The sequence below is a fragment of the Streptomyces bambusae genome, assembly GCF_020532645.1.
GTDB classification, from domain to species: domain Bacteria; phylum Actinomycetota; class Actinomycetes; order Streptomycetales; family Streptomycetaceae; genus Streptomyces; species Streptomyces bambusae.
This window is the reverse complement of sequence record NZ_JAJAUZ010000036.1, coordinates 1-25,465: the sequence shown is the minus strand read 5'-3', so window position 1 is coordinate 25,465 and position 25,465 is coordinate 1. Positions and strand designations below refer to the sequence as shown.

The window sequence follows — 25,465 nt, the reverse complement described above, 5'->3', positions numbered from 1 at the left end:
GAGGCGCGGGGGTCCGGGGCCGGATCCCCCGGGGAGCCCTAGCGGACCAGGCGCGACTGGAGGCGGGACAGGGTCGCCAGATCCAGGCCCAGCCCGTCGCGGAGGTACGCGTAGAACGTGCCGTACGAGGCCGCCAGTTGGGACGTCGCCGCGTCCAGATAGTCCTGGCGGACTTCCTGGAGCGGGATCAGGAGGTCGGGGTTCTGCATGCGCCCGGACTGGCGCAGCCCCTCCCGGACCCGCGCGTCATACGCCGCCCGGAACCCGTTCGACGCCAGGTAGTCCTGCGCCGCCGTCGCCTCCGGAACCGCCAGCGCCCGCAGCAGCACGTACGACAGCCACCCCGTCCGGTCCTTCCCCGACGTGCAGTGGAACAGCAGCGGCCCCGACCCGTCCGCCAGATCCCGCAGCGTCGCGGCGAACTGCGCCCGGTTCCCGGCGTCCGTGACGAACGTGCGGTAGATGTCCCGCATGTACGCCTCGGCCTTGCCATTGCCCAGCATCGCCTCCTGCTTCGCCGGATCGCCCGCCGAGATCACCTGGACCAGCGTCCCGAACAGCCCCAGATCGCTCACCGGACGCGAGGTCGCCGCCAGCCCGCCCGGCAGCCGGTCCGCGCCGTCGTACTGCACCTCCATCGGGATCCGGAAGTCGACCACCTTCCGCAGCCCCAGCCCCGCCAGGGTGGCGACGTCGGCGTCCGTCACCTTGCCGAGCGCGTCCGACCGGTACACCAGCCCCTGCCGCACCTGCCCCCCGGTGTACGTCCGGTACCCGCCCAGGTCGCGTACGTTGACCGCCCCCTGCAGCGGTATCTGCCGGATCGCAGCGGTGCCGTACCCGGCCGCCGCCGCGTCACCGGCCGCAGCCGGCCGCAGCGGCGCGGCCGCCGCCCCCGCCGGCACCACCGCAACGGCCAGCGCGGCGAGCACCGCCCCGGCCACCCCCGCCCGCAGTCCCGCTCTTCGCACACGGCTCATGTCTCATGCCTCCTTGGCAGCCCGTCCATTGCCTGCTGTGCCTCGGCCATCACCCGGGCGACCAGCTCCGCACACGACGGAAGGTCTTCGATCACGCCCGCGACCTGGCCGGATGCCATGATTCCGAGGTCCGTACGGCCCTCGACCATGGACGCTTTGAGGAGCATCGGGGTGTTCGCGGCGAGCAGGACCTGGCTCCAGGACAGGTCCTTGCCGTGCTTCATCGCGAGCCCGTCGCGCACCATCTGCGACCAGCCCGTCCCGGAGATCCGGCGGAACGCGGCCGCGTGCCGCACCGCCCGCAGCAGCGACGCCGCCCGCCCGGACCGTTCCAGGGACGCCACCAGCTCGGTCCGCAGCATCCGGTGCGGCAGTCCGTCCACCGCCGTCGTCACCGTCACGTCCTTCACCGACGCCGCCAGGTACCGGGCCTTGACCGCGTCCGGCACCGTCGAGTCCGACGTCAGCAGGAACCGCGTCCCCATCGCGACCCCCGCCGCCCCGTACGCCAGCGCCGCCACCAGCCCCCGCCCGTCGTGGAAGCCGCCCGCCGCCACCACCGGGATGTCCACGGCGTCCACCACCTGCGGCAGCAGCACGGTCGTCGCCACCTCCCCGGTGTGCCCGCCGCCCTCCCCGCCCTGCACCACCACCGCATCCGCGCCCCACGCCGCGACCTTCTCCGCGTGCCGGCGCGCCCCGACCGACGGGATCACCACCACCCCCGCGTCCTTGAGCCGCGCGATCAGCTCCCGCGACGGCGCCAGCGCGAACGACGCGACCCGCACCCCCTCGTCGACCACGATCCGCACCCGCTCCGCCGCATCGGCGGCGTCCGCCCGCAGGTTCACCCCGAACGGCGCGTCCGTACGCGACTTCACCTCGCGCACCGCCGACCGCAGCTGCGCCGGCGTCATCGTCGCGGAGGCCAGCACGCCCAGCGCCCCGGCGTTCGCCGCCGCCGACACCAGCCGGGGGCCGGCCACCCAGCCCATCCCGGTCTGCACGACCGGGTGCACGACCCCGACCAGCTTGGTGAACGCCGTCTCGACCACGGGCACCGGCGGCCCGCCCGGCCCGCCCGCCCCGCCCGTTCCGCCCGGCCCGCCCGCCATCAGGCCGGCACCTCACGCTCGCGCAGCCCCTGCGGGTCGACCACCTCGCGGATCAGCCGAAGCTCGTCCGCCGCGGGCTCCCGCGTGAGGGGCACCTGCGCACCGATGACGAGGTCGAACCCGGTCGCCGCCACCACCTCGGCCACATCCACCCCCGGGTGCACCGACACCAGCCGCATCCGCCGGTCCGGCGTCTCGAAGTCGAACACCCCCAGATTGCTGACCACCCGCGGCAGCCGGTGGTACCGGGCACCCTGCGGCCCCAGCCCGGCCGCCCGGTCGTACCCCACCCCGCACACCAGGTCGACCCGGTCCACGAACACCCGGGGCGAATGCCGCGGGATCCAGTAACTCACCGGATTGTTCAGGGTGTTCGCCGGCGCCCCCCGGACCCCCAGCAGCTGCCGGGACGGCCGCTCCCAGGACCCGATGCACGAGATGTTCTGGTTTCCGTACCGGTCGATCTGGCTGGCGCCCATCATCACGTGCCGCCGGCCGCCGGTGACCATCGCCAGGTGCCGCCGGTACGGCAGCCAGCCCTCGACCGTGCCGTCGAGCCCGACCAGAATCGCCTCGCCGTCGGTCAGCAGCAGGTCCGGGGCGAAGGTCCGCTTGGCCAGGCGGGCGCCGAACGACGGGATCAGCCCCATCGGACTGGCCAGCACCTCGCCGTCACCCCGCCAGGCCTCGGCGCACGCCACCACGCAGTACTCGGCCCGGGTCACGGGCGGCAGGGCCGCGGACCCCTCGGCCGCGGACGGAAGAACGGTCACTTCTGCTCCTCGTGCCAGGCGCGGACGGCGGACTGGTAGGCGTGCTCGCCCGGCCCGGACAGGAACCGGCCGGCGAACTCCGCCCACGGGGTGGTGGCGTACAGCTTCTGGAAGGCCTCGTCCCGGCCGTGGTCGGGCGCGCAGGACGTGAAGTGCGCCCCGTTCGGCGCCTCGACGACGCCGGTGACGCTGTGCCGGCTCACCAGCAGGGTCTGCGGGGCCGCGTCCTTCGTCAGCTCGGCCGTCTCCACGACCTGCTCGCACGACAGGTACGCGGCGTCGGCGGCCTCGCAGAACAGGTCGTCGAAGTACGGGTCGGGGCCCAGGTACTGGCCGTTGCCGAGCCGGTCGGCCCGGTTGACGTGGACCAGCGCCGCGTCCAGGCGCAGCGCGGGCGCCGCCACGAACTCCTCCCCGTCCTCGTACGGAGAGGTGACGGTGCGCAGCTGCGGGTTGACCCGCAGCACGTCTGAGCCGAGAGCGGCGCGTACGGGGAGGAACGGCAGCCGGTTCGCGGCCGCGTGCAGCCCCCACATGAACATCGCCTCGTCCAGCTCGGTCAGCTCGAACGCGCCGCGTTCCCGGGCCGCCCTGAAGTGCGGTTCCAGCGGGATCGAGTCGAGCGTCGCGAACGGGGCGACCAGCCGGCGGATCCGGCCCGCGGCCGCCAGCATCCCGACGTCCGGACCGCCGTACGACACGACGGTGAGATCGGTGATCTCGGTGCGGAGCAGTGCTCTCACCAGGGCCATCGGCTTGCGCCGCGAGCCCCAGCCGCCGATCCCGAGTGTCATGCCGCTCGCCAGCCGCCCGACGGCTTCGTCGGCGCTCATGGTCTTGTCGGTCACGCGTCCTGCCCCTTCCCGAACGTGTCGCGGATCCGGTCGGCGGCCCCGCTGAGATTCGCCTCGAAGGTGAAGCCCTGCTCGAAGCGGTAGCTGCGCCGCACGTCCACCGGGTCGATGCCGTTGATGGCCGCTTTGGCCAGCCGGATCAGGGAGCCGTCCTTCTGTGCGATCTCCGCCGCCAGTCCCAGCGCCGCCCCCGCCAGCTCCGCCCGCGGCACCACCCGCCACACCGACCCGTGCGCGTGCAGCTCGGCGGCCGTCGCCGTACGGGAGGTGTAGTACAGGGCGCGCATCAGGTGCGGAGGGACCAGCCGGGCCAGGTGGGTGGCGGCACCGAGCGCCCCGCGGTCCAGCTCCGGCAGCCCGAACACGGCGTCCTCGCTCGCCACGATCGCGTCCGCATTGCCGACCAGCCCGATCCCGCCGCCCAGGCAGAAGCCCTGCACGGCGGCCACCACCGGCACCTCGCAGTCGTACACCGCGGCGAACGCCTCGGCGCAGCCCCGGTTCGCGCCGAGCAGCGCGCCGTGCCCGGGGTCGCGCTGGATCTCCTTGATGTCGACCCCGGCGTTGAAGCCGCGGCCCGCGGCGGCCAGCACCACGCACCGCACCTCGGGGTCGCGGCCGGCGGCGCGGACCGCGTCGGCCAGGTCGTACCAGCCCTGCACGGGAAGGGCGTTGACGGGCGGGAAGTCGACGGTGACGAGCGCGACGCCCTTGTCCGGGCGGGAGGTGGAGACACCCATGAGAGGATCAGCTACCTTTCCACCAAACATTTGTTAGGCGGGAAGGTAGCAGCCCATGGAGCTGGACGGGAGGGTCGCCGTCGTGACCGGCGGCACCCGGGGCGTCGGCGCCGGCATCGCCCGGGCGTTCCTCGCCGCGGGCGCCGAGGTCGTCGTCTGCGCCCGCAGACCCCCGGACGAACCGGTCGCCGCCGGCGGCCGCACCGCCGTCCACCTGGCCGTCGACCTGCGCGAACCCGAGGCCGTCGACGACCTTTTCCGGGAGGTCGCAGACCGCCACGGCCGCCTCGACTGCCTGGTCAACAACGCCGGCGGCACCCCGTACCGGCTGCTCGGCGAGGGCGGCGCGCGCCGGCACGCCCGGGTGGTCGAACTCAACCTGGTCGCCCCGCTGACGGCCTCGCTGGCCGCCTACCCGTACCTGCGGGAGGCCCGCGGCTCGGTCCTGATGATCGGCAGCGTCAGCGGCACCCGCCCGTCCCCGGGCACCGCCGCCTACGGCGCCGCGAAGGCCGGACTGGAGGGCCTGGCCCGCTCGATGGCCGTCGAGTGGGCCCCGCAGGTCCGGGTGAACACCCTGGTCCTGGGCATGGTGCGGACCGAACTCGCGCACCTGCACTACGGGGACGAGGCGGGGGTGGCGGCGGTCGCCGCGACCGTTCCGCTGGGGCGGCTGGCCGAACCGGCCGACGTGGGGGAGGCTGCCGTGTTCCTCGCCTCCGACCGGGCCGGCTACCTCAGCGGGTCGAGCCTGCTGGTCCACGGCGGCGGCGAACGCCCGGCGTTCCTGGCGGCCGCGAACCCCGACCGAACCGACCGCTCCGACCGAACCGATCGCACCGGCCGCGGCGGGCCGGATCCCGCCGGCGGCGAGCCGAAGGAGAGCTGACATGAAAATGGCCGAAGGCCGGGTCGTGATCGTGACCGGCGCGGGCCGAGGCCTGGGCCGCGCCCACGCGCTGGCGTTCGCGGCCGAGGGCGCCCGGGTGGTCGTCAACGACCTGGGCGTGGGCCTCGACGGGGCCGCCGCCGGCGACAGTCCGGCCGGGCAGGTCGCCGCCGAGATCAGGGCGCAGGGCGGCGAGGCGGTCGCCCACGGCGGGGACATCGCCACCGCCGCGGGCGCCGCCTCACTGGTGGCCTGCGCCGTCGACGCCTTCGGGCGCCTCGACACGCTGGTCAACAACGCCGGGTTCCTGCGCGACCGGATGCTCGTCAACCTGGACGAGGACGACTGGGACGCCGTCGTACGGGTCCACCTGCGCGGCCACTTCCTGCCGTTGCGGGAGGCCGTACGGCACTGGCGCGGCGAGGCGAAGGCGGGCCGCGCGGTGCGGGCGCGGGTCGTGAACACCTCGTCCGGGGCCGGGCTGCTCGGCTCGGTCGGCCAGGGCAGCTACAGCGCGGCGAAGGCCGGCATCCTCGGCCTGACCCTGGTGGCCGCCGCCGAGACCGCCCGCTACGGCGTCCAGGTCAACGCGATCGCCCCGGCCGCCCGTACCCGGATGACCGAGCAGACCTTCGCCGAGACGATGGCCGCGCCGGCCGAGGAGGGCGCCTTTGACGCGATGGCACCCGGGAACGTGTCCCCGCTGGTGGTCTGGCTGGGCTCGGACGCCTCCGCGGGAGTGACCGGCCGCGTCTTCGAGACGGAGGGCGGGCGGCTGACCGTCATGGAGGGCTGGCGGCCGGGACCCACCGCCGACAAGGGCGCCCGCTGGACGCCGGAGGAGGCCGGCCGGGCCGCCGCCGCCCTCCTCGCCACGTCCGAGCCGCCGCTGCCGGTGTACGGCGCGCGCTGACGGGGCCGTCCCGCCGCCGGACAGGGTCCGGGCCCGGCCCCCTGGCGGGAGGTCGGGCCCGGATCCGTGTTTCGTGCGACACGGTCTTCCTACCCACTCCGGTGCCGCTCCGAACCGCCGCGACCCGATCGGGTTATACGGAAGTCCACCGGGCGGCCGCGTGGGATTGGCCGAAAACACCGTCTTGTCGGCCATCGGCCAGGGGTGTGACATGTACACGTCAGGTGTCGGCCGTCTCCGGCATCCGAACACACGCACAGCCAACCCCCCACGAAAGGCAGTGTGTTGAACACCTCCACGAAGAAGAAGAGCGCTGCACGCTTCCTCAAGCGCACCCTCGCCGCCGGCGCCGTGGCCCTCGCCGCCGTCAGCCTCCAGCCCGCCGGCGCGAACGCCGCCCCCGCACCCGTCGTCGGCGGCACCCGGGCCGCGCAGGGCGAGTTCCCCTTCATGGTCCGGCTCTCCATGGGCTGCGGCGGCGCGCTCTACACCCAGCAGATCGTCCTCACCGCCGCCCACTGCGTCGGCGCCTCCGGCAACAACACCTCCATCACCGCCACCGCCGGCGTCGTCGACCTCAACAGCTCCAGCGCGATCAAGGTCAAGTCCACCAAGGTGCTCCGCGCACCCGGCTACAACGGCTCCGGCAAGGACTGGGCACTGATCAAGCTCGCCCAGCCGATCAACCTGCCGACCCTGAAGATCGCCGAAACCACGGCGTACAACAACGGCACCTTCACCGTCGCCGGCTGGGGCGCCACCCGCGAGGGCGGCAGCCAGCAGCGCTACCTCATGAAGGCCACCGTCCCGTTCGTCTCCGACGCGGACTGCCAGGCGGCCTACAGCGGCGACATCATCCCCTCCGAGGAGATCTGCGCCGGACGCCTGAACGTCGGCGGCGTCGACACCTGCCAGGGCGACTCCGGCGGGCCCATGTTCCGCCGCGACAACGCCGGCGCGTGGATCCAGGTCGGCATCGTCAGCTGGGGCATCGGCTGCGCCCGCCCCGACTACCCCGGCGTCTACACGGAGGTCTCCACCTTCGCCGCCGCCATCAAGTCGGCCGCGGCCGGCATGTAGCCCCCCGGACAGGCTTGGACGTGCCCCGCGGAATCCATCCGCGGGGCACATCCGTTGCGGCGGGACCCTGCCCGGCACACCCGACCCGGCGGGGCAGGGCGCGGAGGCCCGGGGGCCGAGCCCCCGAAGGCCGGAATCCGTCTCACCCACCGGCCGCCACACAAGCCGACCCGCCGCGCCGAGTACGCTCGGGACCCATGACGACCAGCGACATCGACGAGAACGTGCGTGCCGAACTGGCCCGGCTCAGGGACAGCATCGACAACATCGACGCGGCCGTGGTCCACATGCTCGCCGAACGGTTCAAGGCCACCCAGCAGGTCGGCCACCTCAAGGCCAAGCACCACCTCCCGGCCGCCGACCCCGGCCGCGAAGCCAGCCAGATCGCCCGCCTGCGCCAGCTCGCCGAGAGCGCCAAGCTCGACCCCGCCTTCGCCGAGAAGCTCCTCAACTTCATCATCGCCGAGGTCATCCGCCACCACGAGACCATCGCCGCCAACGAGGAGTAGCCGCGCCCGGGCCGTCCGGGACCCCCCAGGTCCCGGACACCACCCCCGCACACCCCCTACGGCAGACGGCCCCCCATCAGGCAGCATGGGGCCATGTCCGCACTGACGCGCAACGAAGCGCAGCTCCGAGCCCAGCTCCTCGACGTCCACCACTACGCGATCGACCTCGATCTCACCACCGGCGACGAGACCTTCGGCTCCACCACCGTCATCCGCTTCACCGCCCGGAGCGACGGAGACACATTCGTGGAGCTGAAACCGGAAAAGCTGCACTCCGCCGCCCTCGACGGACACCCACTCGACCCCGCCGCCCTCGACGGCAACCGGCTCCCCCTCACCGGCCTCACCGCCGGCCCCCACGAGCTGCGCATCGAAACCCGCATGCACTACTCCCGCACCGGCGAGGGCATGCACCGCTTCACCGACCCCACCGACGGCGAGACGTACGTCTACACCCAGCTCTTCCTCGACGACGTCCAGCGTGTCTTCGCCGCCTTCGACCAGCCCGACCTCAAGGCCGTCTTCGCGATCACCGCCACCGCCCCCGCCGGCTGGACCGTCCTCGCCAACGGCATCACCGAGCAGACCGGTGTCCGCGCCGACGGCTCCGTTACCTGGCGCGCCGCCGAGACCCCGGTCATCTCCACCTACCTCGCCGCCGTCGCCGCCGGCCCCTGGCACAGCATCCGCACCGAGCACGCCGGCCTGCCCTTCGGCATCCACTGCCGCCGCTCCCTCGCCCCCCACCTCGACGCGGACGCCGACGAAATCCTCGGCATCACCAAGGACTGCTTCGACCGCTACCACGAGAAGTTCACCGAGCCCTACCCGTTCGACTCGTACGACCAGGCCTTCGTCCCCGAGTTCAACGCCGGCGCCATGGAGAACCCCGGCCTCGTCACCTTCCGCGACGAGTTCGTCTACCGCTCCGCCGTCACCGACACCGAGCGACAGACCCGCGCCATGGTCATCGCCCACGAAATGGCCCACATGTGGTTCGGCGACCTCGTCACCCTCCGCTGGTGGGACGACATCTGGCTCAACGAGTCCTTCGCCGAGTACATGGGCTACCAGACCCTCACCGAAGCCACCCGCTTCACCGACACCTGGACCGACTTCGGCATCGTCCGCAAGGCCTGGGGCTACGACGCCGACCAGCGGCCCTCCACCCACCCCGTCGCCCCCGCCCCCGAAGACGTACCCGACAGCGCCTCCGCGCTCCTCAACTTCGACGGCATCTCCTACGCCAAGGGCGCCTCCGCCCTCCGCCAGCTCGTCGCCTGGCTCGGCGAAACCGACTTCCTGGCCGGCATCAACACCCACTTCGCCCGCCACCGCTTCGGCAACGCCTCCCTCGCCGACTTCGTCGACTCCCTCGCCGCCCACACCGACCGCGACGTCCACGCCTGGGCCGACGCCTGGCTGCGCACCACCGGCGCCGACACCCTCACCCCGCGCATCGAGGAAGCCGCCGGCGGCTGGACCCTGACCGTCGCCCGCGACGGCAGCCGCCCCCACCACGTCACCGTCGGCACCTACGACCTGGTCCCCGGCGGCAACGGCCGGCTGGAGGAGACCGACCGCATCGCCGTCGACCTGCCCAGCAGCGAGGTCGTCTCCTCGGTCGGCGCCCGCCCCGCGCTCCTCGTCGTCAACGACGGCGACCTCACCTACGCCAAGGTCCGCCTCGACGAGCACTCCCGCACCGCCGCCCTCACCCACCTCTCCGGCATCCCCGAGCCGCTGACCCGCGCCGTCGTCTGGAACTCGCTGCGCGACATGGTCCGCGACGGCGAACTCGACCCGGCCGCCTACCTGGAGACCGCCAACACCCACCTCCCGGTGGAGAGCGACCTCGCCATCGTGCAGGGCGTCCTCGGCTTCGCCCGCACCCAGATCGCCGACCGGTACGTGCCCGCCGCCGACCGGTCCGCCGCCCTCGCCGTCGTCACCTCCGCCGCCCGCGCGCTGATCCGGCGCACCGAGGACGGCGAGGCACCCGGGCTGCGGCTGAGCGCCGTACGCAGCTTCATCGACAGCGCCACCCAGCCCGACACCATCGCCGCCTGGCTCGCCGACGGCACCGTCGGCGGCGGCCCCGAGCTCGACCCCGAACTGCGCTGGCGCATCCTCGGCCGGCTCAGCGTCCTCGGCGCCGTCGGCGAGGACGAGATCGCCGCCGAACTCGACCGCGACCCCACCGCCGCCGGCCAGGAAGGCGCCGCCCGCTGCCGCGCCGCGCTGCCCGACCCCGCCGCCAAGCAGGCCGCCTGGGACCGCATGTTCGCCCAGGACGAGCTGTCCAACTACCTCTTCACCGCCACCGCCCAGGGCTTCTGGCAGCCGGAGCAAGCCGACCTCGTCCAGCCGTACGTCGAACGCTTCTACGAGGACGCCGTCGAGCTCGCCGGCCGCCGCGGCCCCGCCATGGCCGAGGCCGCCGGCCGCCACGCCTTCCCCGCGTACGCCATCGACGACCACGCCCTCCAGACCGGCCGCACCTGTCTGGACACCGCCGACATGATCCCCGCCCTCCGCCGCAAGCTCGTCGACCAGCTCGACGACCTCGCCCGAGCCCTCCGCGTCCGCACCAAGAACTAGACACCGCCCACCCGGCCCGCACGCTCCGCGCGCGGCCGGAGCGCCCGATCGGCTCCGCTGCGAGGGCGTTCCGGCCGCACGCCGGCCGCAGGCACCGGGTGCTCCGGCCCGGTCCGGCGTGCAGGGTCGGGCAGGCCCTGCCCGCCGCCATCGCCGCATCATCCGCCGCGTCCGGCCGGACCCCACGAGGGGACCCGCCAGGCGCGGCCGCGTTCCCGGCCCGCCCGATCGGCTCCGCTGCGAGGGCGTTCCGGCCGCACACCGGCCGCACGCGCCGGGTGCTCCGGCCCGGTCCGGCGTGCAGGGCCGGGCAGGCCCTGCCCGCCGCCATCGCCGCACCATCCGCCGCGTCCGGCCGGACCCCCCGCAGGGGGCCCGCCGGGCGCGGCCGCGTTCGCGGCCCGCAACCCCCGGCACGCACACCCCACCACCCCCGCCCGCACCACCCGCAGCCGTCATGCACATGGCCGGAAATTGCCCCTCCCGGCACCCCCGACGGTTACCCCATTCGGCCCTGATCGTTGACCAGCACGGGCACCACGACCCGCCACCCACGCGGGCCCGACCCCGCACACGAAAAGCACCGAGGACACCCATGACAGCCCCGCCCGGCCCCCACCCGCACCTCCCGCCCCTCGCCGGCGGAACCACCGGGGCCACGGCCCTCCGCCCCCTCCTCGACACCGTCCTCGACGCCCTCACCACCGGCGCCCGCGCCCGCAGCGGACCCCTCCCACCCGGCGGCCCCGACACCGTCACCGAACGCCTCACCACCACCCTCGGCAGCGACCTCCTCCCCAGCCACGGCACCGGCGACCACGAAGCCCTCCACACCCTCGTCCACGCCCTCGCCGAAGGCGCCGCCGACCCCGCCGACCCCCGCTGCCTCGCCCACCTCCACTGCCCGCCCCTCGCCGTCGCCGCAGCCGCCGACCTCGCCGCCTCCAGCCTCAACCCCTCACTCGACTCCTGGGACCAGGCCCCCGCCGCCACCGCCCTCGAAACCCTCCTCACCCGCACCCTCGCCCGCGAGCTCTACGACACCCCCCACCCCGACGCCCTCACCACCACCGGCGGCACCGAAGCCAACCAGCTCGCCCTCCTCCTCGCCCGCGAACACCACGGCCCCGTCACCCTCGTCCACGGCGCCAACGCCCACCACTCCCTGCCCCGCGCCGCCTGGCTCCTCGGCCTCCCCACCCCCCTCACCCTCCCCACCCCCCACGGCACCCTCGACCCCGCCACCCTCGACGACGCCCTCACCCGCCACCCCGGCCCCACCCTCGTCGCCGCCACCGCCGGCACCACCGACGCCGGCCTCATCGACCCCCTCCCCGCCATCGCCGCCGTCTGCGCCCGCCACCACACCCCCCTCCACGTCGACGCCGCCTACGGCGGCCTCCTCACCCTCAGCCCCCGCCACCGCCACCTCCTCGACGGCCTCCAACACGCCCACACCATCACCCTCGACCTGCACAAACTCGGCTGGCAGCCCGCCGCCGCCGGCCTCCTCGCCGTACCCGACCACCGACAGCTCACCCCCCTCCACCACCAGGCCGACTACCTCAACGCCACCGACGACACCGAAGCCGGCCTCCCCGACCTCCTCGGCCGCTCCCTGCGCACCACCCGCCGCGCCGACGTCCTCAAAACCGCCGTCACCCTCCGCGCCCTCGGCCGCACCGGACTCGCCGACCTCATCGACCGCACCCTCGCCACCGCCCGCACCCTCGCCGACCTCATCGACGCCCACCCCCGCTTCGAACTCCACGCCCACCCCACCATCAGCACCGTCCTCTTCCGCCCCACCGGCCTCCCCGACCCCGCCGTCGCCGAACTCCGCCGCACCCTCCTCCACGACGGCCGCGCCGTCCTCGGCCGCACCACCGCCGACGGCCGCCTCTGGCTCAAGGCCACCCTCCTCAACCCCCACACCACCACCGACGACCTCACCCACCTCCTCACCCTCCTGGAAGGCAGCACCCACCGATGAGCGCCCAGCCCGACACCCCCCATGACCTCGTAGGAATCGGCATCGGGCCCTTCAACCTGTCCCTCGCCGCCCTCGCCCACGGCCTGCCCCACGGCCCCCGCGACGGCGGCCTCGCCACCGCCTTCTACGACCAGCGCCCCGCCTTCCACTGGCACCCCGGCCTGCTCCTCGACGGCGCCACCCTCCAGGTCCCGTTCCTCGCCGACCTCGTCACCCTCGCCGACCCCGCCAGCCACTGGAGCTTCCTCAACTACCTCCGGCACCGCGAACGGCTCTACCCCTTCTACTTCGCCGAGCGCTTCCACATCCACCGCACCGAATACGACGCCTACTGCCGCTGGGTCGCCGACAGCCTCCCCGGCCTCCACTTCGGCCACCAGATCGACGCCGTCCGCTGGAACCCCGAACGCGACCTCTTCGAAGTCGACTTCACCCAGCTCGACGCCGACGGCGAAGCCGAAGCCCTCGGCCGCACCCACGCCCGCAACCTCGTCCTCGGCATCGGCACCGCCCCCTGGGTCCCCGAACCCCTCCGCCCCCTCGCCGACGCCCCCACCGTCCCCGTCATCCACTCCGCCGACTACCTCCACCACCGCGAACGCATCCTCGCCGCCGAACACGTCACCGTCATCGGCTCAGGACAGTCCGGCGCCGAAGTCTTCCTCGACCTCCTCCGCGCCCGCCCCGCCGGCCGCGAACGCCTCACCTGGCTCGCCCGCACCCCCTCCTTCGCCCCCATGGAGTACTCGAAGCTCGGCCTCGAACACTTCACCCCCGACTACACCCGCTACTTCCACGCCCTCCCCGAAGCCGTACGCGACCGCCTCGTCCCCGCCCAATGGCAACTCCACAAGGGCATCGACACCGACACCATCACCGCCATCCACGACGAGCTCTACCGCCGCACCCTCCACGGCACCTGGCCCGACACCGTCCTCACCCCCGGCGTCAGCGTCCGCACCGCCGGCCGCGTCGCCACCACCAAGGTCGAACTCCACCTCGAACACACCGACCAGGGCACCCGCTCCCGCCTCACCACCGACGCCGTCGTCCTCGCCACCGGCTACCGCGAACGCCCCCTCACCCCCCTCCTCGCCGGACTCGACCCCTACCTCCGCAAGGACTCCGCCGGCCGCCCCCGCATCGACGACCGCTACCGCATGCACCTCGACCCCACCGTCACCGGCTCCGTCTTCGTCCAGAACGGCGAACGCCACACCCACGGCGTCGGCGCCCCCGACCTCGGCCTCGCCGCCTGGCGCAGCGCCACGATCCTCAACACCCTCACCGGCAAGGAGCCCTACCCCCTGCCCGACCGCACCGCCTTCACCACCTTCGGAATCGCAGAACGGGAGCAGAGCCGGACACGCACGCCCGGACCCCTGCTCCCGCTCGTCGAACACCCCTGACCCAGGGGCAGCACCACTACACCGGCACTAGAACACCGGCACACCCGCTCGCGTCAGCCGCCAGTCCACCGACGCGAACTGCGCCGGATCCACCGTCCCCTTCGCCTTCACCCAGCTGATGATCGTGTTACGTATCTCGTCCGAGTTCGCCCACAGCTGCCGGGCCTGCGGCACGTGCGGGAAGTTGCCACCGCCCGAGGCCCGGTAGTTGTTCACCGCCAGCACGAACTGCGCCTGCGGATCCACCGGCTTCCCCCCGAACGACAGCCCCGAAATCCGCGACCCCTTCGGCTGCGCGATGTCGATGTCGTACGACAGCCCGTACACCGCGTCGTTGTTGTAGTCCGGCGTACCCTCCGCATTCGTCAGCGCCGCCGGATCCACCGGCGCACCCGGCGCCGTCTGCACGAAGTACTTCGCCGAGTACTCCAGGTACTCCTTCAGCTGCGCACCCGTCACCAGACGCGCCTCCAGCGTGTTCTCGAACGGATACAGCCCCGCCGCATCCCGGATCGTCACCTGCCCGGACGGGATCGACGCCGTCCGCGAGAAGCACGACGCCTGCGACAGCACCGGCAGCGCCGCCCACTCCGTACCCGCCAGCGCCGACCGCACCGTCTCCGCCTGCACGTGATTGATCAGATCGATGATCGGCACGTCCTTCACCGGACCCTCCGCCGACACCATCGCCTGCGTCGACGTACCGATCACCTGGTTCACGTACGCCACCACCTTGCGGTGCTCGTCCGACAGCAGCCCCGTGATCTTCGGGTCCTCCGCCACCGTGTTCGAGTTCAGCACCTTCGCCGACACCTTCGCCACGTGCCACCGGCCCCGCGAGAACGACATCTCGAAGTCGAACAGCGTCAGCCGCTGCCCCCACTTCAACGGCTCCGACAGCACGACCTCCTTGCCGGTCGCCTTGTTCGCCACCCGGTACTCCGGGATCTCCGTGTGCGCATGACCCACCAGGATCGCGTCGATCCCCGGCACCTGCTCCGCCACCAGCGCCGCCGCGTTCTCCACGTACGGCAGCTGATCACCGTACGACGACGTACCCGACGAACCCGAGTGCGCCGACACGATCACCACGTCCGCACCCATCGACCGCAGCCGCGGCACGTACTTCGCCGCCTGCTCCTCCAGACCCGGGAACGTCATCTTCCCCTGCACGTTCGCCTTGTCCCACAGCGCGATCCCCGGATTCGTCAGACCCAGCACCGCCACCTTCACATCCGGACCGAACGGCGTACACAACCGGTGCATGCTGAACGGCGGAAACGCCGGCCGCAGCGTTCGCGCATCCAGCGCATTCGCCCCCAGCAGCGGGAAATCACACTGCTCCTCGAACTTCCGCAGCACCGGAATCCCGTAATTGAACTCGTGGTTCCCCAGCGCCGCCGCGTCGTACCCGATCGCATTCATCGCCTGCGCCATCGGATGCACCGGACCACGCCGCGCCGTGATCGGATCCACCTTCGCGTAGTAATACGACAGCTGCGTGCCCTGGATCGTGTCACCCGCATCGATCAGCAGCGTGTTCCGCCGCCCCTTCTCCGCCCGCACCTGGTCCACCAGCGTCGAGATCTTCGCCAGACCCACATCGTTGTGCGCCTTGTCGTCGAACTCCTTGTCCGTGAAGTAGTCCCAGTTGAAGACGTTCCCGTGCAGATCGGTCGTCCCCATCACCGTGAACGCATACGTACGCGGCCGCGCCCGCTCCCCGGCCGCCGCAGCAGCCGGCGAAGCCGCAGCCCCGCCCACCGCCACCGCGGCACCGGTCACGGCCGACGTACCCAGAAACGTCCGACGATCGAACGGCATGTCATCTCCCTCGTGAGGCTCCAACAACACGCGCGCGGCCACCCCGGCAAGGTCCGCACCGGGCAACCGACACAACGCGCGTAGATTCTGACCCACCGACATCCGGCCACAACACCCCCGGCCCGGAATCGCCCCCGTGACCCCCCACACTCCGCCCCCCGGTGCCACAGTGGACCGCATGACCACCGACACCCCGCACCCCGCCCCCTACGGCACCCCCCAGACCCCCCGCGTCGCCGTCCGCGGCGAAGCCCGCATCGAAGTCGACCCCGAAATCGCCCGCCTCGGCATCACCGTCAGCGCCCGCGGCACCGACCGCCGCACCGCCCTCGACGACCTCACCCGCCGCAACACCACCGTCATCGACCTCGTCAAAAGCTACGGAGAAGCCGTCGAAAAACTCGAAACCGGCACCTTCTCCATCACCCCCGAACTCACCCGCCACGGCCGCGGCGAACGCATCCGCGCCTACCACGGCCGCGTCCACCTCACCGCCGAACTCACCGACTTCACCGCCCTCGGCGAACTCACCACCCGCCTCGCCGACCTCGACCTCACCAGCGTCGACGGCCCCTGGTGGGCCCTGCGCCCCGACTCACCCGCCCACGGCGAAGCCCGCCGCCAAGCCGTCCGCGAAGCCGTCCAGCGCGCCCGCGAATACGCCCAGGCCCTCGGCGCCGAACTCGAAGCCCTCCTCGAACTCGCCGACCTCGGCGCCGAATCCCCCGAGCCCTACACCATGGCCGCCGCACCCGCCGGAATGATGCGCTCCATGGCCTACGCCCAAGACGCCGAACTCGCCCCCGCCCTCGACCTCGAACCCCAGCGCCAGACCGTCCACGCCGCCGTCAACGCACGCTTCACCATGACCCCGCCCCGGCTCTGAAGACCCTCCGCGGCCCACCGGGGGTGCTCATCAGAGCACCCCCGCCCACCATTCGAGAGTTGTCAACACCCTTTCACCAAAAGGTTGTTGAGCAGTCACCCCGAAGCCGGCCACTACTGATCGGTAGCCCCATACGCTCGGCCCATGCGCCGAGCAAAAATCGTCTGCACCCTGGGCCCCGCCACCGACACGTACGACCAGATCAAAGCCCTCGTCGAAGCCGGCATGGACATCGCCCGCTTCAACCTCAGCCACGGCACCCACGCCGACCACGAAGAGCGCTACCAGCGCGTCCGAAAAGCCTCCGACGAAACCGGCCGCAGCGTCGGCATCCTCGCCGATCTTCAAGGCCCGAAGATCCGCCTCGGCCAGTTCCGCGAAGGCCCCGTACTCCTTGAACGCGGCGACACCTTCACCATCACCGTCGAAGACACCCACGGCGACCGCCACACCTGCGGCACCACCTACACCGGCCTCGCCGCCGACGTCACCCCCGGCGAACTCATCCTCGTCGACGACGGCCGCGTCACCCTCGAAGTCACCGACGTCGACGGACCCCGCGTCCGCACCCGCGTCATCGAAGGCGGCATGGTCTCCGACCACAAGGGACTCAACCTCCCCGGCGTCGCCGTCTCCGTCCCCGCCCTCTCCGACAAGGACATCGAAGACCTCCGCTGGGCCCTGCGCACCGGCGCCGACGTCATCGCCCTCTCCTTCGTCCGCACCGCCCGCGACATCGAGGACGTCCACCGCATCATGGACGAGGAAGGCCGCCGCCTCCCGGTCATCGCAAAGATCGAAAAGCCGCAGGCCGTCGAGAACATCGACGACATCGTCGCCGCCTTCGACGGCATCATGGTCGCCCGCGGCGACCTCGGCGTCGAAATGCCGCTCGAACAGGTCCCCATCGTCCAGAAGCGCGCCATCAAACTCGCCAAGCGCAACGCCAAGCCGGTCATCGTCGCCACCCAGATGCTCGACTCGATGATCGACAACTCCCGGCCCACCCGCGCCGAAGCCTCCGACGTCGCCAACGCCATCATCGACGGCACCGACGCCGTCATGCTCTCCGGCGAGACCAGCGTCGGAAAGTACCCCGTCGAAACCGTCCGCACCATGAGCCGGATCGTCGAAGCCGCCGAGGAAGACCTCCTCGCCAAGGGCCTCCCCGCCCTCACCGAACGCAGCAAGCCCCGCACCCAGGGTGGCGCCGTCGCCCGCGCCGCCGCCGAAATGGGCGACTTCCTCGGCGCCAAGTACCTCGTCGCCTTCACCCAGAGCGGCGACACCGCCCGCCGCCTCTCCCGCTACCGCTCACCCATCCCGCTCCTCGCCTTCACCCCCGACCCCGCCACCCGCTCCCAGCTCAACCTCACCTGGGGCGTCGAGACCTTCCTCGGCCCGCACGTCGACTCCACCGACGCGATGGTCGCCCAGGTCGACGAGGAGCTCCTGCGGATCGGGCGCTGCGCACCCGGCGACGTCGTCGTCATCACCGCCGGCTCCCCGCCCGGCGTGACCGGCTCCACCAACCTGGTGCGCGTCCACCACATCGGGGACGCCGTCCGCTGAACGGCGGCACCGCGTGCGATACAGTGGATCTTCCGGTGGTCTAAACCAATCACCGGAAGATCTCCGGCGGAACCGGATCGTTATCCTCAAGTTTTGCTCAACTCTGATGACTCCGCGCGGACCCGCTCCATAGGTTCCTTTGCAGCCGAGGAAGACCTGCACTTCCTTCTCGACGCTGAACCAAAGGAACTCCCCCCTGATGAAGGTCTCCCGAGCCGGCCTCTGCGCTGCCGTCCTCGTCCTCTCCCTGACGGCCACCGCCTGCGGCGAAGGCGGTGGCGACGAGCAGGAGAAGATCTCGGTCGGCATCAAGTTCGACCAGCCCGGCCTCGGCTTCAAGAACGCCGACGACACCTTCTCCGGCTTCGACGTCGACGTGGCCCGCTACGTGGCCAAGGAGCTGGGCTACGAGCCCTCGCAGATCGAGTTCAAGCAGGTCACCAGCCTCGACCGGGAACTGCTCCTCCAGTACGGCGAGGTCGACTACGTCGTCGCCAGCTACTCCATCACCGAGAAGCGCAAGGCCAAGGTCGACTTCGCAGGCCCGTACTTCACCGCCCACCAGGACCTGATGGTCCGCTCGGGCGACAAGAACATCAAGGAAGCGTCCGACCTCAACAGCAAGCGCCTCTGCTCGGTCACCGGCTCCACCTCGGCCCAGAACGTCAAGGAGAAGCTGGCCCCGAAGGCCGCGCTGATGGAGCTGGGCAACTACTCCGAGTGCGCCGTCGCCCTCAAGGACACGTACCTCGACGCGATGACGACCGACGACTCGATCCTCGCCGGCTTCGCCGCCCAGAAGAAGTACCAGGGCCAGTTCCGCCTGATCGGCCTGAACCTCAGCACCGAGAACTACGGCATCGGCATCAAGAAGGGCAAGACCGACCTCCGCGACAAGATCAACGCGGCCCTGAAGAAGATGGTCCAGGACGGCGCCTGGACCAAGGCGGTCGAAACCAACTTCGGCCCCGCCGCCTACAAGAACGACCCGGCCCCGTCCATCACGGGCTAGCGGCAGCTAGTACTTCGGTCCCACGTGGGCGTCCATCAATGCGGTGGACGCCCTCTTGGCGATGGAGACGTTGAGTGGGTCGCTGCCCCGCGCCAGGATCGTCCACTCCACTCCCACCTTCGTGAGGGTGTCCGTGCACAGCTTCCGGATGTCGTCCGACTTGTTGGTGAAGAAGTAGCGCGGATACTCGTACCGCTTCTCGCCGCGCCGGGTCCAGTTCACGATCCGGCACCCGTCGGAGTGGATGAGACCCCGGATGAACGCCCAGGGGTGGGCGTCGACCAGGTTCTGCTGCCACCCGTCGAGCACGATGCGGCGGTCGTGCTTCCGGCCCGGGCCGTGCTGGGGGAACAGGCAGGTCCAGTGGCGACCGTAGCTCGTGACGTTGACGCAGCCCTGTCGCTGCAACACGTACACCTTGTTCTCCGGTCGCACGGCCCGGATTGCCCGTCGGCACTCGTCGATGAGGCCGGGCCACGCGTCCGCACAAGCGATCCGTAAGTAGTGACCGCCGCGCGGGTGTCGACTGATGCATCCGTCACCGAGGTAGAGGCCGAGCAGATAGACGTATGCCTCTCGATCAGCGGGCGCGGTGCAGTCCGTTGCCCGGATGCGGGGGAGCGGCTCGATGCGGTGCTGCCATGAACGGATCGCGGCCCTGGAGATGCCGGTTTCCTTGCTGACGGAATTCAGGCTGCGGCCCTGCGCCACGAGGTTCAGGGCATGCCTGCGGGTCGTGAGGTCGTACATATGGCCGAGACTGCAGAATTGTGGACATTCGGATGTCTGCAAGAGCGTGAGTTCACCTGAAAGGCGGAATCTCGCCTGGCCTGGCGTGACCTTGGAATTCGAGGAAGGTGCCCCAGGTGGGATTCGAACCCACACTGTCCGCTGTTTGAGAGCGGCCTCTCTGACCAGTTGGAGTACTGGGGCCTAAGAAACGAAGGCTGATGGTAGCCCTGTGTGAGACCACCTTACAGGAGGTGGGTAGGCTCGGGGGAGCAGTTCAGCCCCGCCTTGAGGAGCCCCCGTGACCGCCGCCGAGCCCGAGCGCATGCCCGTCGACGCCGAGCAGCCGCATGTCCCGCCGTTGACGACGCGGGTCGTCATCGCCGAGGACGAGGCGCTGATCCGCCTCGATCTCAAGGAGATGCTGGAGGAGGAGGGCTACTCCGTCGTCGGCGAGGCGGGGGACGGGCAGACGGCCGTGGAGCTGGCCCGGGAGCACCGGCCGGATCTGGTGATCCTGGACGTGAAGATGCCGGTGCTGGACGGGATCTCGGCGGCGGAGAAGATCGCGGGGGAGTCGATCGCCCCGGTGCTGATGCTGACCGCGTTCTCGCAGCGGGACCTGGTGGAGCGGGCCCGTGACGCGGGTGCGATGGCGTACCTGGTGAAGCCGTTCAGCAAGAGTGACGTGGTGCCGGCGATCGAGATGGCGGTGTCGCGGTTCGCGGAGCTGAAGGCGCTGGAGCAGGAGGTCGCGGACCTCTCGCAGCGGCTGGAGACGCGGAAGCTGGTGGACCGGGCGAAGAGCGTGCTGCAGACGCAGTACGGGCTGTCGGAGCCGGCGGCGTTCCGGTGGATCCAGAAGACGTCGATGGACCGCCGGATGTCGATGCAGCAGGTCGCGGAGGCGGTCATCGAGGACGCCGAGGAGAAGAAGAACGCCGCGAAGCAGCAGTAGCGGTACACGTACGGCGAAGGGCCCGCCTCCCCCGAGGGAGGCGGGCCCTTGCGTGTGGGGCGGGTGGATCAGTCCTCGCCGAGGTACGCCTTGCGGACGTCCTCGTTGTGGAGCAGGTCCTGCCCGGTGCCGGAGAGGACGACCTTGCCGACCTCCATGACGTGGGCGTGGTCGGCGAGCGAGAGCGCGGCCTGGGCGTTCTGCTCGACGAGGAGGATGGTCATGCCGGCGGCCTTGAGGTCGGCGATGGTCGACATGATCTTCTGCATCATGAGGGGGGAGAGGCCCATGGAGGGCTCGTCCAGCATGAGCAGCTTGGGCTGGGACATGAGGGCCCGGCCCATGGCGAGCATCTGCTGCTCGCCGCCGGAGAGGGTGCCGGCGGCCTGCTTGCGGCGTTCCCCGAGGATGGGGAACATCTCGTAGGCGCGCTGGATGTCCTTCTCGATGCCGTCCTTGTCGCTGCGGAGGAAGGCTCCGAGCTGGAGGTTTTCGGCGATCGTCAGCCGGGGGAAGATGTGGCGTCCCTCGGGGGAGTGGGCGAGGCCCAGGGAGACGATCTTGTGGGCGGGGACGGCGTTGAGGGGCTGGCCGTCGAAGGTGATGCTGCCCGAGCGCGGCTTGATGAGGCCGGAGAGGGTGCGGAGGGTGGTGGTCTTGCCGGCGCCGTTGGTGCCGACGAGGCAGACGATTTCGCCCTCGTTGACCTCGAAGGAGATCCCCTTGACGGCTTCGATCTTGCCGTAGGCGACTTTGAGGTCCTCGACCTTGAGCAGTGCGGTCACTTGGCCTCTCCTTCCTTGTCCGTGCTGGTGGTGCTGTCCGGGGTGTCGTCGCCGGGGTCGGCGGCGGGGGCCTCGGGGGTGGTGTCGGCGGGCTCGTCGGCGGGGGTGTCCTCGTCGGAGCCGGCCTCTTCGGTCTCGCTCTCGGCGGCCGCCTCGGTGGCGGTCTCGGCGGGAGGCGCGGCCTCGGGCTCGGCTTCGGCTTCGGCCTCGGCGGGAGCCTCGGCCTTCGCGGGAGCGTCGGCCTCGGTGGAAGCCTCCGCCGCCGCGTGGGCTTCGGCGGCCTCGACCTCGGCGACCTCGGCGGCGCCGGGGTCGCCCTCGAACGGGGTGCCGAGGTAGGCGGCGATGACGCGCTCGTCGCCCTGGACCTCGGACGGGCTGCCCTCGATCAGCTTCTCGCCCTGGACGAGGCAGGCCACCCGGTCGCAGAGGTTGAAGATGAAGCGCATGTCGTGCTCGATGACGAGGACGGCGATGCCCATGTCCCGGATGGCGAAGATGAGCTCTTCGGCCGCGCGGGTCTCCTGCGGGTTCATGCCGGCGGTGGGCTCGTCGAGGAGCAGCAGGCCGGGGTCGCTGGCGAGGGCGCGGGCGATCTCCAGCTTGCGCTGCTCGCCGTAGGGGAGGTTCTTCGCGAGGTGTTCGGCCTTGTGGGAGAGGCCGATGAACTCGAGGAGTTCCATGGCGCGCTTCTCGGAGGCGGCTTCGGCTGCCTTGAAGCCGGGGCCGCGGAGGAGGGCGGACCAGAGGCCTTCCTTGGTGCGGGTGTGGCGTCCGACGAGGACGTTCTCCAGCACGGTCATGTTGGCGAAGAGCCGGATGTTCTGGAAGGTGCGGGCGATGCCGGCCTTGGTGACCAGGTGCGGCTTGGGCGGCAGGACCGTGCCCTTGTAGCTGACGGTGCCCTCGGTGGGCACGTACAGGCCGGTGAGGCAGTTGAAGAAGGTGGTCTTGCCGGCGCCGTTGGGGCCGATGAGGCCGACGATCTCGCCGGAGTTGACCTTGAGGTCGACGGAGCGGACGGCGGTGAGGCCGCCGAAGCGCATGGTGACGCCGCTCGCTTCGAGGACGGTCTGGGTGGTGGTGGTCGTCATGGTGTTCACGCACCAGCCTTGGCGGTGGCCAGGTCCGTGGGGGCCTGGTCAGCGGTGTCGTCGTGGTACTCCAGCTGCGCGCGCTTGTTGGCGATGAGGCCTTCGGGGCGGAAGCGCATCAGGATGATGAGGGCGATGCCGAAGCCGAGGAGCTGGTAGTCCTGGAGGAACTGCAGCTTGGCCGGGATCAGGAAGAGCAGTGCGGCGCCGAGGATGGGGCCGCGGATGGTGCCCATGCCGCCGAGGATGACCGCGGCGAGCAGGAAGGCGGAGTTCGGGGGCACGGGGCCGGCGAACTGGTACATCTCGGGGACCACGGTGTGCTGGACGTGGGCCTGGACGGTGCCGGCGAGGCCGGCGAGGGTGGCGCCGAGGGCGAAGGCGATGAGCTTGACGCGGAAGCCGTTGATGCCCATGGCGGTGGCGGCGGTTTCGTCTTCGCGGATGGCGACCCAGGCGCGGCCGATGCGGCTGTTGCCGGCGCGGCTGAACACGGTGACGACGAGGACCATCGCCAGCAGCATCAGGAAGTAGTAGTTGGCGTAGGAGCCGAGGGTGATGCCGAGGATGGTGTGGGGCTCGCCGAAGTTGTATCCGAAGATCTCCAGGTCGGGGATGTTCGGGATGCCGTTCGGGCCGTTGGTGATCTGCGGGCCGGAGACGCCGTCGAGGTTGCCCATGGCGATGCGGAAGATTTCTCCGAAGCCGAGGGTGACGATGGCGAGGTAGTCGCCGCGCAGGCGGAGGGTGGGGGCGCCGATGACGACGCCGAACACCAGGGAGACGATCGCGCCGAGGATGACGGCGACGCCGAAGGGGAGGTGGATGTCGAACGCGGAGGCGGTCGTTCCGGAGACGAGGGCGGCGGTGTAGGCGCCGACGCCGAGGAAGGCGACGTATCCGAGGTCGAGCAGTCCGGCGAGGCCGACGACGACGTTGAGGCCGAGGGCGACGGTCGCGAAGATGATGATGTTGACCGCGATGAGCGTGTAGGTGTCGCCGCTCTGCTGCGTGAAGGGGAACGCCAGGGCCGCGACGAAGGCGGCGGAGACGGTCACCACGCGGTTGTTCGCGGTGATCGTGCTCAGTCGGTCCATGAGGCCGGACTTGACGAGCGCGAGGAAGACGAAGACGACGGTGATGAGGTACGCGATGAAGAGCTGCGGCTCTTTGTCGTCGGTGTCGATGCCGAAGGTGATCACGTAGAGGCCGATGGCGAAGGCCGCGACGATGATCAGGATTTCGGCCCAGGAGGGGAGCTGCTTGGCGGGGGCCGCCTTGCGGGTGTCGTCGGCGATGAAGTACGCGGCGACGGCGGAGAGGGCGGAGCCGACGAGGGCGACGTAGGCGCCGGGGTCGAGGTGGACGAGGCCGCCGAGTTCGACGGTGATCGCGATCACGGTGAACCAGGTGGTGGCGGCGGTGCCGAGGGCGAGCAGCCAGAGTGCCTTGCGGGTGCCGGCGGGGGCGATCCAGGCGAGTTGCTTGGTGCCGAGGGCGGCGAGGGCGTGAACGGCGGTGAGGATGGCGCCGATCAGGGTGAGGAACTGGAGGCTGGCCGGGCTGCCGTAGATGGTGAGGTTGCCCGGGAAGTTCTCGGTGTAGGTCCAGGCGAGGAAGGTGCTGACCGCGGTGATGAGGGTGCCGCCGAGGACGGCGTAGAGCTTCTGGTTGCGGGAGCTGTCGCCGGTGGTGGGGAGGGTGGTGTCGGTCATGGTGCTCACGCCCTGTCCGCGACGCGCTCGCCGAGCAGGCCTTGTGGCCGGACGAGGAGGACGACGATGAGGAGAACGAAGGCCCAGACGTTGGACCAGGCGCCGCCGCCGAGCTGCTGCATGCCCGGGATTTCGGCTATGTAGGCGATCGACAGGGTCTCGGCGAGGCCGAGGACGACGCCGCCGACCATGGCGCCGTAGATGTTGCCGATGCCGCCGAGGACGGCTGCGGTGAACGCCTTGAGGCCGAGGATGAAGCCCATCTCGAAGCCGATCTGGCCCTTGTCGAGGCCGTAGGCGACGGCGGCGACGGCGGCGAACGCGGCACCGATGGCGAAGGCCATGGTGATGATGCGGTCGGTGTTGATGCCCATGAGCTTGGCGGTGTCGGGGTCCTGGGCGGTGGCCTGCATGGCGCGGCCGCTGCGGGACTTGGAGACGAAGACGCCGAGGGCGAGCATGCAGAGCGGGGCCAGCACGAGTATGAACGCGTCGGAGCGCTGGATCAGCAGGTTGTCGCCGATCTTGAAGGCTTCGCCGGTGAACTCCGGGAAGGTGCGCTTGTCCTTCGCGTCGGGGTAGAAGCCCCAGACGAGCTGCTGGAGGGCGATCGAGAGGCCGATCGCCGTGATGAGGGGTGCGAGTCGCGGGGCGTTGCGCAGCGGGCGGTACGCGAAGCGTTCCGCGGCGGTTGCGACGGCTACGGAGGCGATCGCGCCACCGATGATCATGACCGGGATGGCCACCAGGAGGGTGGTCCCCTCGGGGAGCATGAGGAACGTGGTGAGGGCGCCGAAGCCCCCGATCATGAAGATCTCGCCGTGGGCGAAGTTGATGAGCTGGACGATGCCGTAGACCATGGTGTACCCGATGGCGATGAGGCCATAAAGGGCACCGAGGGCCAGGCCGTCGGCCAGCTGTTGCGGCAGTTCGTGCACCGCAGGGCCTCCGATGAGCGTGTCGGATAAGAGTCCGGGCGGGGGGGGGGGGTGGGCCCCCCCCCGGGGGGGGTGGGGTGGTGTGTCACACGCCGG

Annotated in this window: 22 protein-coding genes and 1 tRNA gene; 11 read left to right on the top strand and 12 right to left on the bottom strand. The window is 71.2% G+C overall.

Annotated features, from left to right (window positions below; translation table 11 throughout):
* Positions 1-38: 38 nt before the first annotated feature.
* From LG634_RS23525 to LG634_RS23505, 5 genes are read right to left on the bottom strand one after another with little or no spacing between them, the layout of a single operon-like run.
* On the bottom strand, positions 39-980 hold the full coding sequence (locus LG634_RS23525; protein WP_226735958.1) for a tyrosine-protein phosphatase: 942 nt from the start codon (positions 978-980) through the stop codon (positions 39-41).
* Positions 977-2,095, bottom strand: a complete 1,119-nt coding sequence (locus tag LG634_RS23520; protein ID WP_226735956.1) for an NAD(P)H-dependent flavin oxidoreductase — start codon at positions 2,093-2,095, stop codon at positions 977-979. Before LG634_RS23520 ends, LG634_RS23525 begins: the two co-directional genes overlap by 4 nt.
* Positions 2,095-2,868 (bottom strand): CoA-transferase subunit beta, encoded by a 774-nt coding sequence (locus LG634_RS23515; RefSeq protein ID WP_226735954.1) that lies wholly within the window; start codon positions 2,866-2,868, stop codon positions 2,095-2,097. Before LG634_RS23515 ends, LG634_RS23520 begins: the two co-directional genes overlap by 1 nt.
* Positions 2,865-3,716 carry a CoA transferase subunit A gene (locus LG634_RS23510; protein WP_226735952.1) on the bottom strand — a complete coding sequence of 284 codons (852 nt, stop codon included), beginning with the start codon at positions 3,714-3,716 and terminating at the stop codon, positions 2,865-2,867. Before LG634_RS23510 ends, LG634_RS23515 begins: the two co-directional genes overlap by 4 nt.
* Positions 3,713-4,462, bottom strand: a complete 750-nt coding sequence (locus LG634_RS23505) for an enoyl-CoA hydratase family protein (protein WP_226735950.1) — start codon at positions 4,460-4,462, stop codon at positions 3,713-3,715. The genes LG634_RS23510 and LG634_RS23505 overlap by 4 nt, the downstream gene beginning before the upstream one ends.
* A gap of 55 nt (positions 4,463-4,517) precedes the next feature.
* Here LG634_RS23505 and LG634_RS23500 point away from each other — a divergent pair, with 55 nt between their 5' ends.
* From LG634_RS23500 to LG634_RS23470, 7 genes are all read left to right on the top strand, one after another.
* Positions 4,518-5,351, top strand: coding sequence for an SDR family oxidoreductase (locus LG634_RS23500; protein ID WP_226735948.1), 834 nt, complete (start codon positions 4,518-4,520; stop codon positions 5,349-5,351).
* A gap of 1 nt (position 5,352) precedes the next feature.
* Entirely contained in the window at positions 5,353-6,264 is a 912-nt protein-coding gene (locus LG634_RS23495) for an SDR family oxidoreductase (RefSeq protein ID WP_226735946.1), read from the top strand.
* A gap of 285 nt (positions 6,265-6,549) precedes the next feature.
* Entirely contained in the window at positions 6,550-7,344 is a 795-nt protein-coding gene (locus tag LG634_RS23490) for a serine protease (protein ID WP_226735944.1), read from the top strand.
* Between the two features lie 197 nt (positions 7,345-7,541).
* Positions 7,542-7,853: a chorismate mutase gene (locus LG634_RS23485; RefSeq protein ID WP_226735942.1), complete on the top strand. Its 312-nt coding sequence runs from the start codon at positions 7,542-7,544 to the stop codon at positions 7,851-7,853.
* A gap of 93 nt (positions 7,854-7,946) precedes the next feature.
* A complete protein-coding gene (pepN, locus tag LG634_RS23480) occupies positions 7,947-10,454 on the top strand; it encodes an aminopeptidase N (RefSeq protein ID WP_226735941.1) in 2,508 nt (835 codons plus the stop codon).
* A 595-nt stretch (positions 10,455-11,049) separates the two neighbouring features.
* Positions 11,050-12,447 carry a pyridoxal phosphate-dependent decarboxylase family protein gene (locus LG634_RS23475; RefSeq protein ID WP_226735939.1) on the top strand — a complete coding sequence of 466 codons (1,398 nt, stop codon included), beginning with the start codon at positions 11,050-11,052 and terminating at the stop codon, positions 12,445-12,447.
* A complete protein-coding gene (locus LG634_RS23470; RefSeq protein ID WP_226735938.1) occupies positions 12,444-13,856 on the top strand; it encodes a lysine N(6)-hydroxylase/L-ornithine N(5)-oxygenase family protein in 1,413 nt (470 codons plus the stop codon). Before LG634_RS23475 ends, LG634_RS23470 begins: the two co-directional genes overlap by 4 nt.
* Positions 13,857-13,883: 27 nt before the next feature.
* On the opposite strand, the gene LG634_RS23465 is transcribed toward LG634_RS23470, so the two are convergent.
* Positions 13,884-15,680, bottom strand: coding sequence for a bifunctional metallophosphatase/5'-nucleotidase (locus LG634_RS23465; protein ID WP_226736060.1), 1,797 nt, complete (start codon positions 15,678-15,680; stop codon positions 13,884-13,886).
* A 178-nt stretch (positions 15,681-15,858) separates the two neighbouring features.
* Here LG634_RS23465 and LG634_RS23460 point away from each other — a divergent pair, with 178 nt between their 5' ends.
* From LG634_RS23460 to LG634_RS23450, 3 genes are all read left to right on the top strand, one after another.
* Positions 15,859-16,566, top strand: coding sequence for an SIMPL domain-containing protein (locus tag LG634_RS23460; RefSeq protein WP_226735936.1), 708 nt, complete (start codon positions 15,859-15,861; stop codon positions 16,564-16,566).
* A 144-nt stretch (positions 16,567-16,710) separates the two neighbouring features.
* Positions 16,711-18,138 carry a pyruvate kinase gene (gene pyk / locus LG634_RS23455; protein ID WP_226735934.1) on the top strand — a complete coding sequence of 476 codons (1,428 nt, stop codon included), beginning with the start codon at positions 16,711-16,713 and terminating at the stop codon, positions 18,136-18,138.
* Positions 18,139-18,337: 199 nt separating this feature from the next.
* Positions 18,338-19,150 (top strand): glutamate ABC transporter substrate-binding protein, encoded by an 813-nt coding sequence (locus tag LG634_RS23450; RefSeq protein ID WP_226735932.1) that lies wholly within the window; start codon positions 18,338-18,340, stop codon positions 19,148-19,150.
* A gap of 6 nt (positions 19,151-19,156) precedes the next feature.
* On the opposite strand, the gene LG634_RS23445 is transcribed toward LG634_RS23450, so the two are convergent.
* The gene (locus LG634_RS23445) at positions 19,157-19,900 is read right to left on the bottom strand and encodes a helix-turn-helix domain-containing protein (protein ID WP_226735931.1); all 744 of its coding nucleotides are present in this window, start codon (positions 19,898-19,900) and stop codon (positions 19,157-19,159) included.
* Between the two features lie 108 nt (positions 19,901-20,008).
* Positions 20,009-20,083, bottom strand: a tRNA-Leu gene (locus LG634_RS23440).
* A 121-nt stretch (positions 20,084-20,204) separates the two neighbouring features.
* On the opposite strand from LG634_RS23440, the gene LG634_RS23435 reads away from it, so the two are divergent.
* A complete protein-coding gene (locus LG634_RS23435; protein ID WP_226736058.1) occupies positions 20,205-20,837 on the top strand; it encodes an ANTAR domain-containing response regulator in 633 nt (210 codons plus the stop codon).
* A 68-nt stretch (positions 20,838-20,905) separates the two neighbouring features.
* Here the strand turns inward: LG634_RS23435 and LG634_RS23430 are convergent, their stop codons facing one another.
* Genes LG634_RS23430 through LG634_RS23415 form a run of 4 tightly spaced genes read right to left on the bottom strand, consistent with a single transcriptional unit; the run spans position 20,906 to position 25,369 of the window.
* Positions 20,906-21,622: an ABC transporter ATP-binding protein gene (locus tag LG634_RS23430; protein ID WP_226735929.1), complete on the bottom strand. Its 717-nt coding sequence runs from the start codon at positions 21,620-21,622 to the stop codon at positions 20,906-20,908.
* On the bottom strand, positions 21,619-22,716 hold the full coding sequence (locus LG634_RS23425; protein ID WP_226736056.1) for an ABC transporter ATP-binding protein: 1,098 nt from the start codon (positions 22,714-22,716) through the stop codon (positions 21,619-21,621). Before LG634_RS23425 ends, LG634_RS23430 begins: the two co-directional genes overlap by 4 nt.
* Positions 22,717-22,721: 5 nt before the next feature.
* Positions 22,722-24,431 (bottom strand): branched-chain amino acid ABC transporter permease, encoded by a 1,710-nt coding sequence (locus LG634_RS23420; protein WP_226736054.1) that lies wholly within the window; start codon positions 24,429-24,431, stop codon positions 22,722-22,724.
* 5 nt (positions 24,432-24,436) lie between these two features.
* Positions 24,437-25,369 (bottom strand): branched-chain amino acid ABC transporter permease, encoded by a 933-nt coding sequence (locus LG634_RS23415; protein WP_226735927.1) that lies wholly within the window; start codon positions 25,367-25,369, stop codon positions 24,437-24,439.
* Positions 25,370-25,465 lie beyond the last annotated feature (96 nt).

Excerpts from the sequence above, each read along its gene's own strand:
- LG634_RS23525 (WP_226735958.1), bottom strand. The coding sequence starts at position 980 with ATGAGCCGTGTGCGAAGAGCGGGACTGCGGGCGGGGGTGGCCGGGGCG.
- LG634_RS23520 (WP_226735956.1), bottom strand. The coding sequence starts at position 2,095 with ATGGCGGGCGGGCCGGGCGGAACGGGCGGGGCGGGCGGGCCGGGCGGG.
- LG634_RS23505 (WP_226735950.1), bottom strand. The coding sequence starts at position 4,462 with ATGGGTGTCTCCACCTCCCGCCCGGACAAGGGCGTCGCGCTCGTCACC.
- LG634_RS23500 (WP_226735948.1), top strand. The coding sequence starts at position 4,518 with ATGGAGCTGGACGGGAGGGTCGCCGTCGTGACCGGCGGCACCCGGGGC.
- LG634_RS23495 (WP_226735946.1), top strand. The coding sequence starts at position 5,353 with ATGAAAATGGCCGAAGGCCGGGTCGTGATCGTGACCGGCGCGGGCCGA.
- LG634_RS23485 (WP_226735942.1), top strand. The coding sequence starts at position 7,542 with ATGACGACCAGCGACATCGACGAGAACGTGCGTGCCGAACTGGCCCGG.
- pepN (WP_226735941.1), top strand. The coding sequence starts at position 7,947 with ATGTCCGCACTGACGCGCAACGAAGCGCAGCTCCGAGCCCAGCTCCTC.
- LG634_RS23475 (WP_226735939.1), top strand. The coding sequence starts at position 11,050 with ATGACAGCCCCGCCCGGCCCCCACCCGCACCTCCCGCCCCTCGCCGGC.
- LG634_RS23470 (WP_226735938.1), top strand. The coding sequence starts at position 12,444 with ATGAGCGCCCAGCCCGACACCCCCCATGACCTCGTAGGAATCGGCATC.
- LG634_RS23465 (WP_226736060.1), bottom strand. The coding sequence starts at position 15,680 with ATGCCGTTCGATCGTCGGACGTTTCTGGGTACGTCGGCCGTGACCGGT.
- LG634_RS23460 (WP_226735936.1), top strand. The coding sequence starts at position 15,859 with ATGACCACCGACACCCCGCACCCCGCCCCCTACGGCACCCCCCAGACC.
- pyk (WP_226735934.1), top strand. The coding sequence starts at position 16,711 with ATGCGCCGAGCAAAAATCGTCTGCACCCTGGGCCCCGCCACCGACACG.
- LG634_RS23450 (WP_226735932.1), top strand. The coding sequence starts at position 18,338 with ATGAAGGTCTCCCGAGCCGGCCTCTGCGCTGCCGTCCTCGTCCTCTCC.
- LG634_RS23445 (WP_226735931.1), bottom strand. The coding sequence starts at position 19,900 with ATGTACGACCTCACGACCCGCAGGCATGCCCTGAACCTCGTGGCGCAG.
- LG634_RS23435 (WP_226736058.1), top strand. The coding sequence starts at position 20,205 with ATGCCCGTCGACGCCGAGCAGCCGCATGTCCCGCCGTTGACGACGCGG.
- LG634_RS23425 (WP_226736056.1), bottom strand. The coding sequence starts at position 22,716 with ATGACGACCACCACCACCCAGACCGTCCTCGAAGCGAGCGGCGTCACC.
- LG634_RS23420 (WP_226736054.1), bottom strand. The coding sequence starts at position 24,431 with ATGACCGACACCACCCTCCCCACCACCGGCGACAGCTCCCGCAACCAG.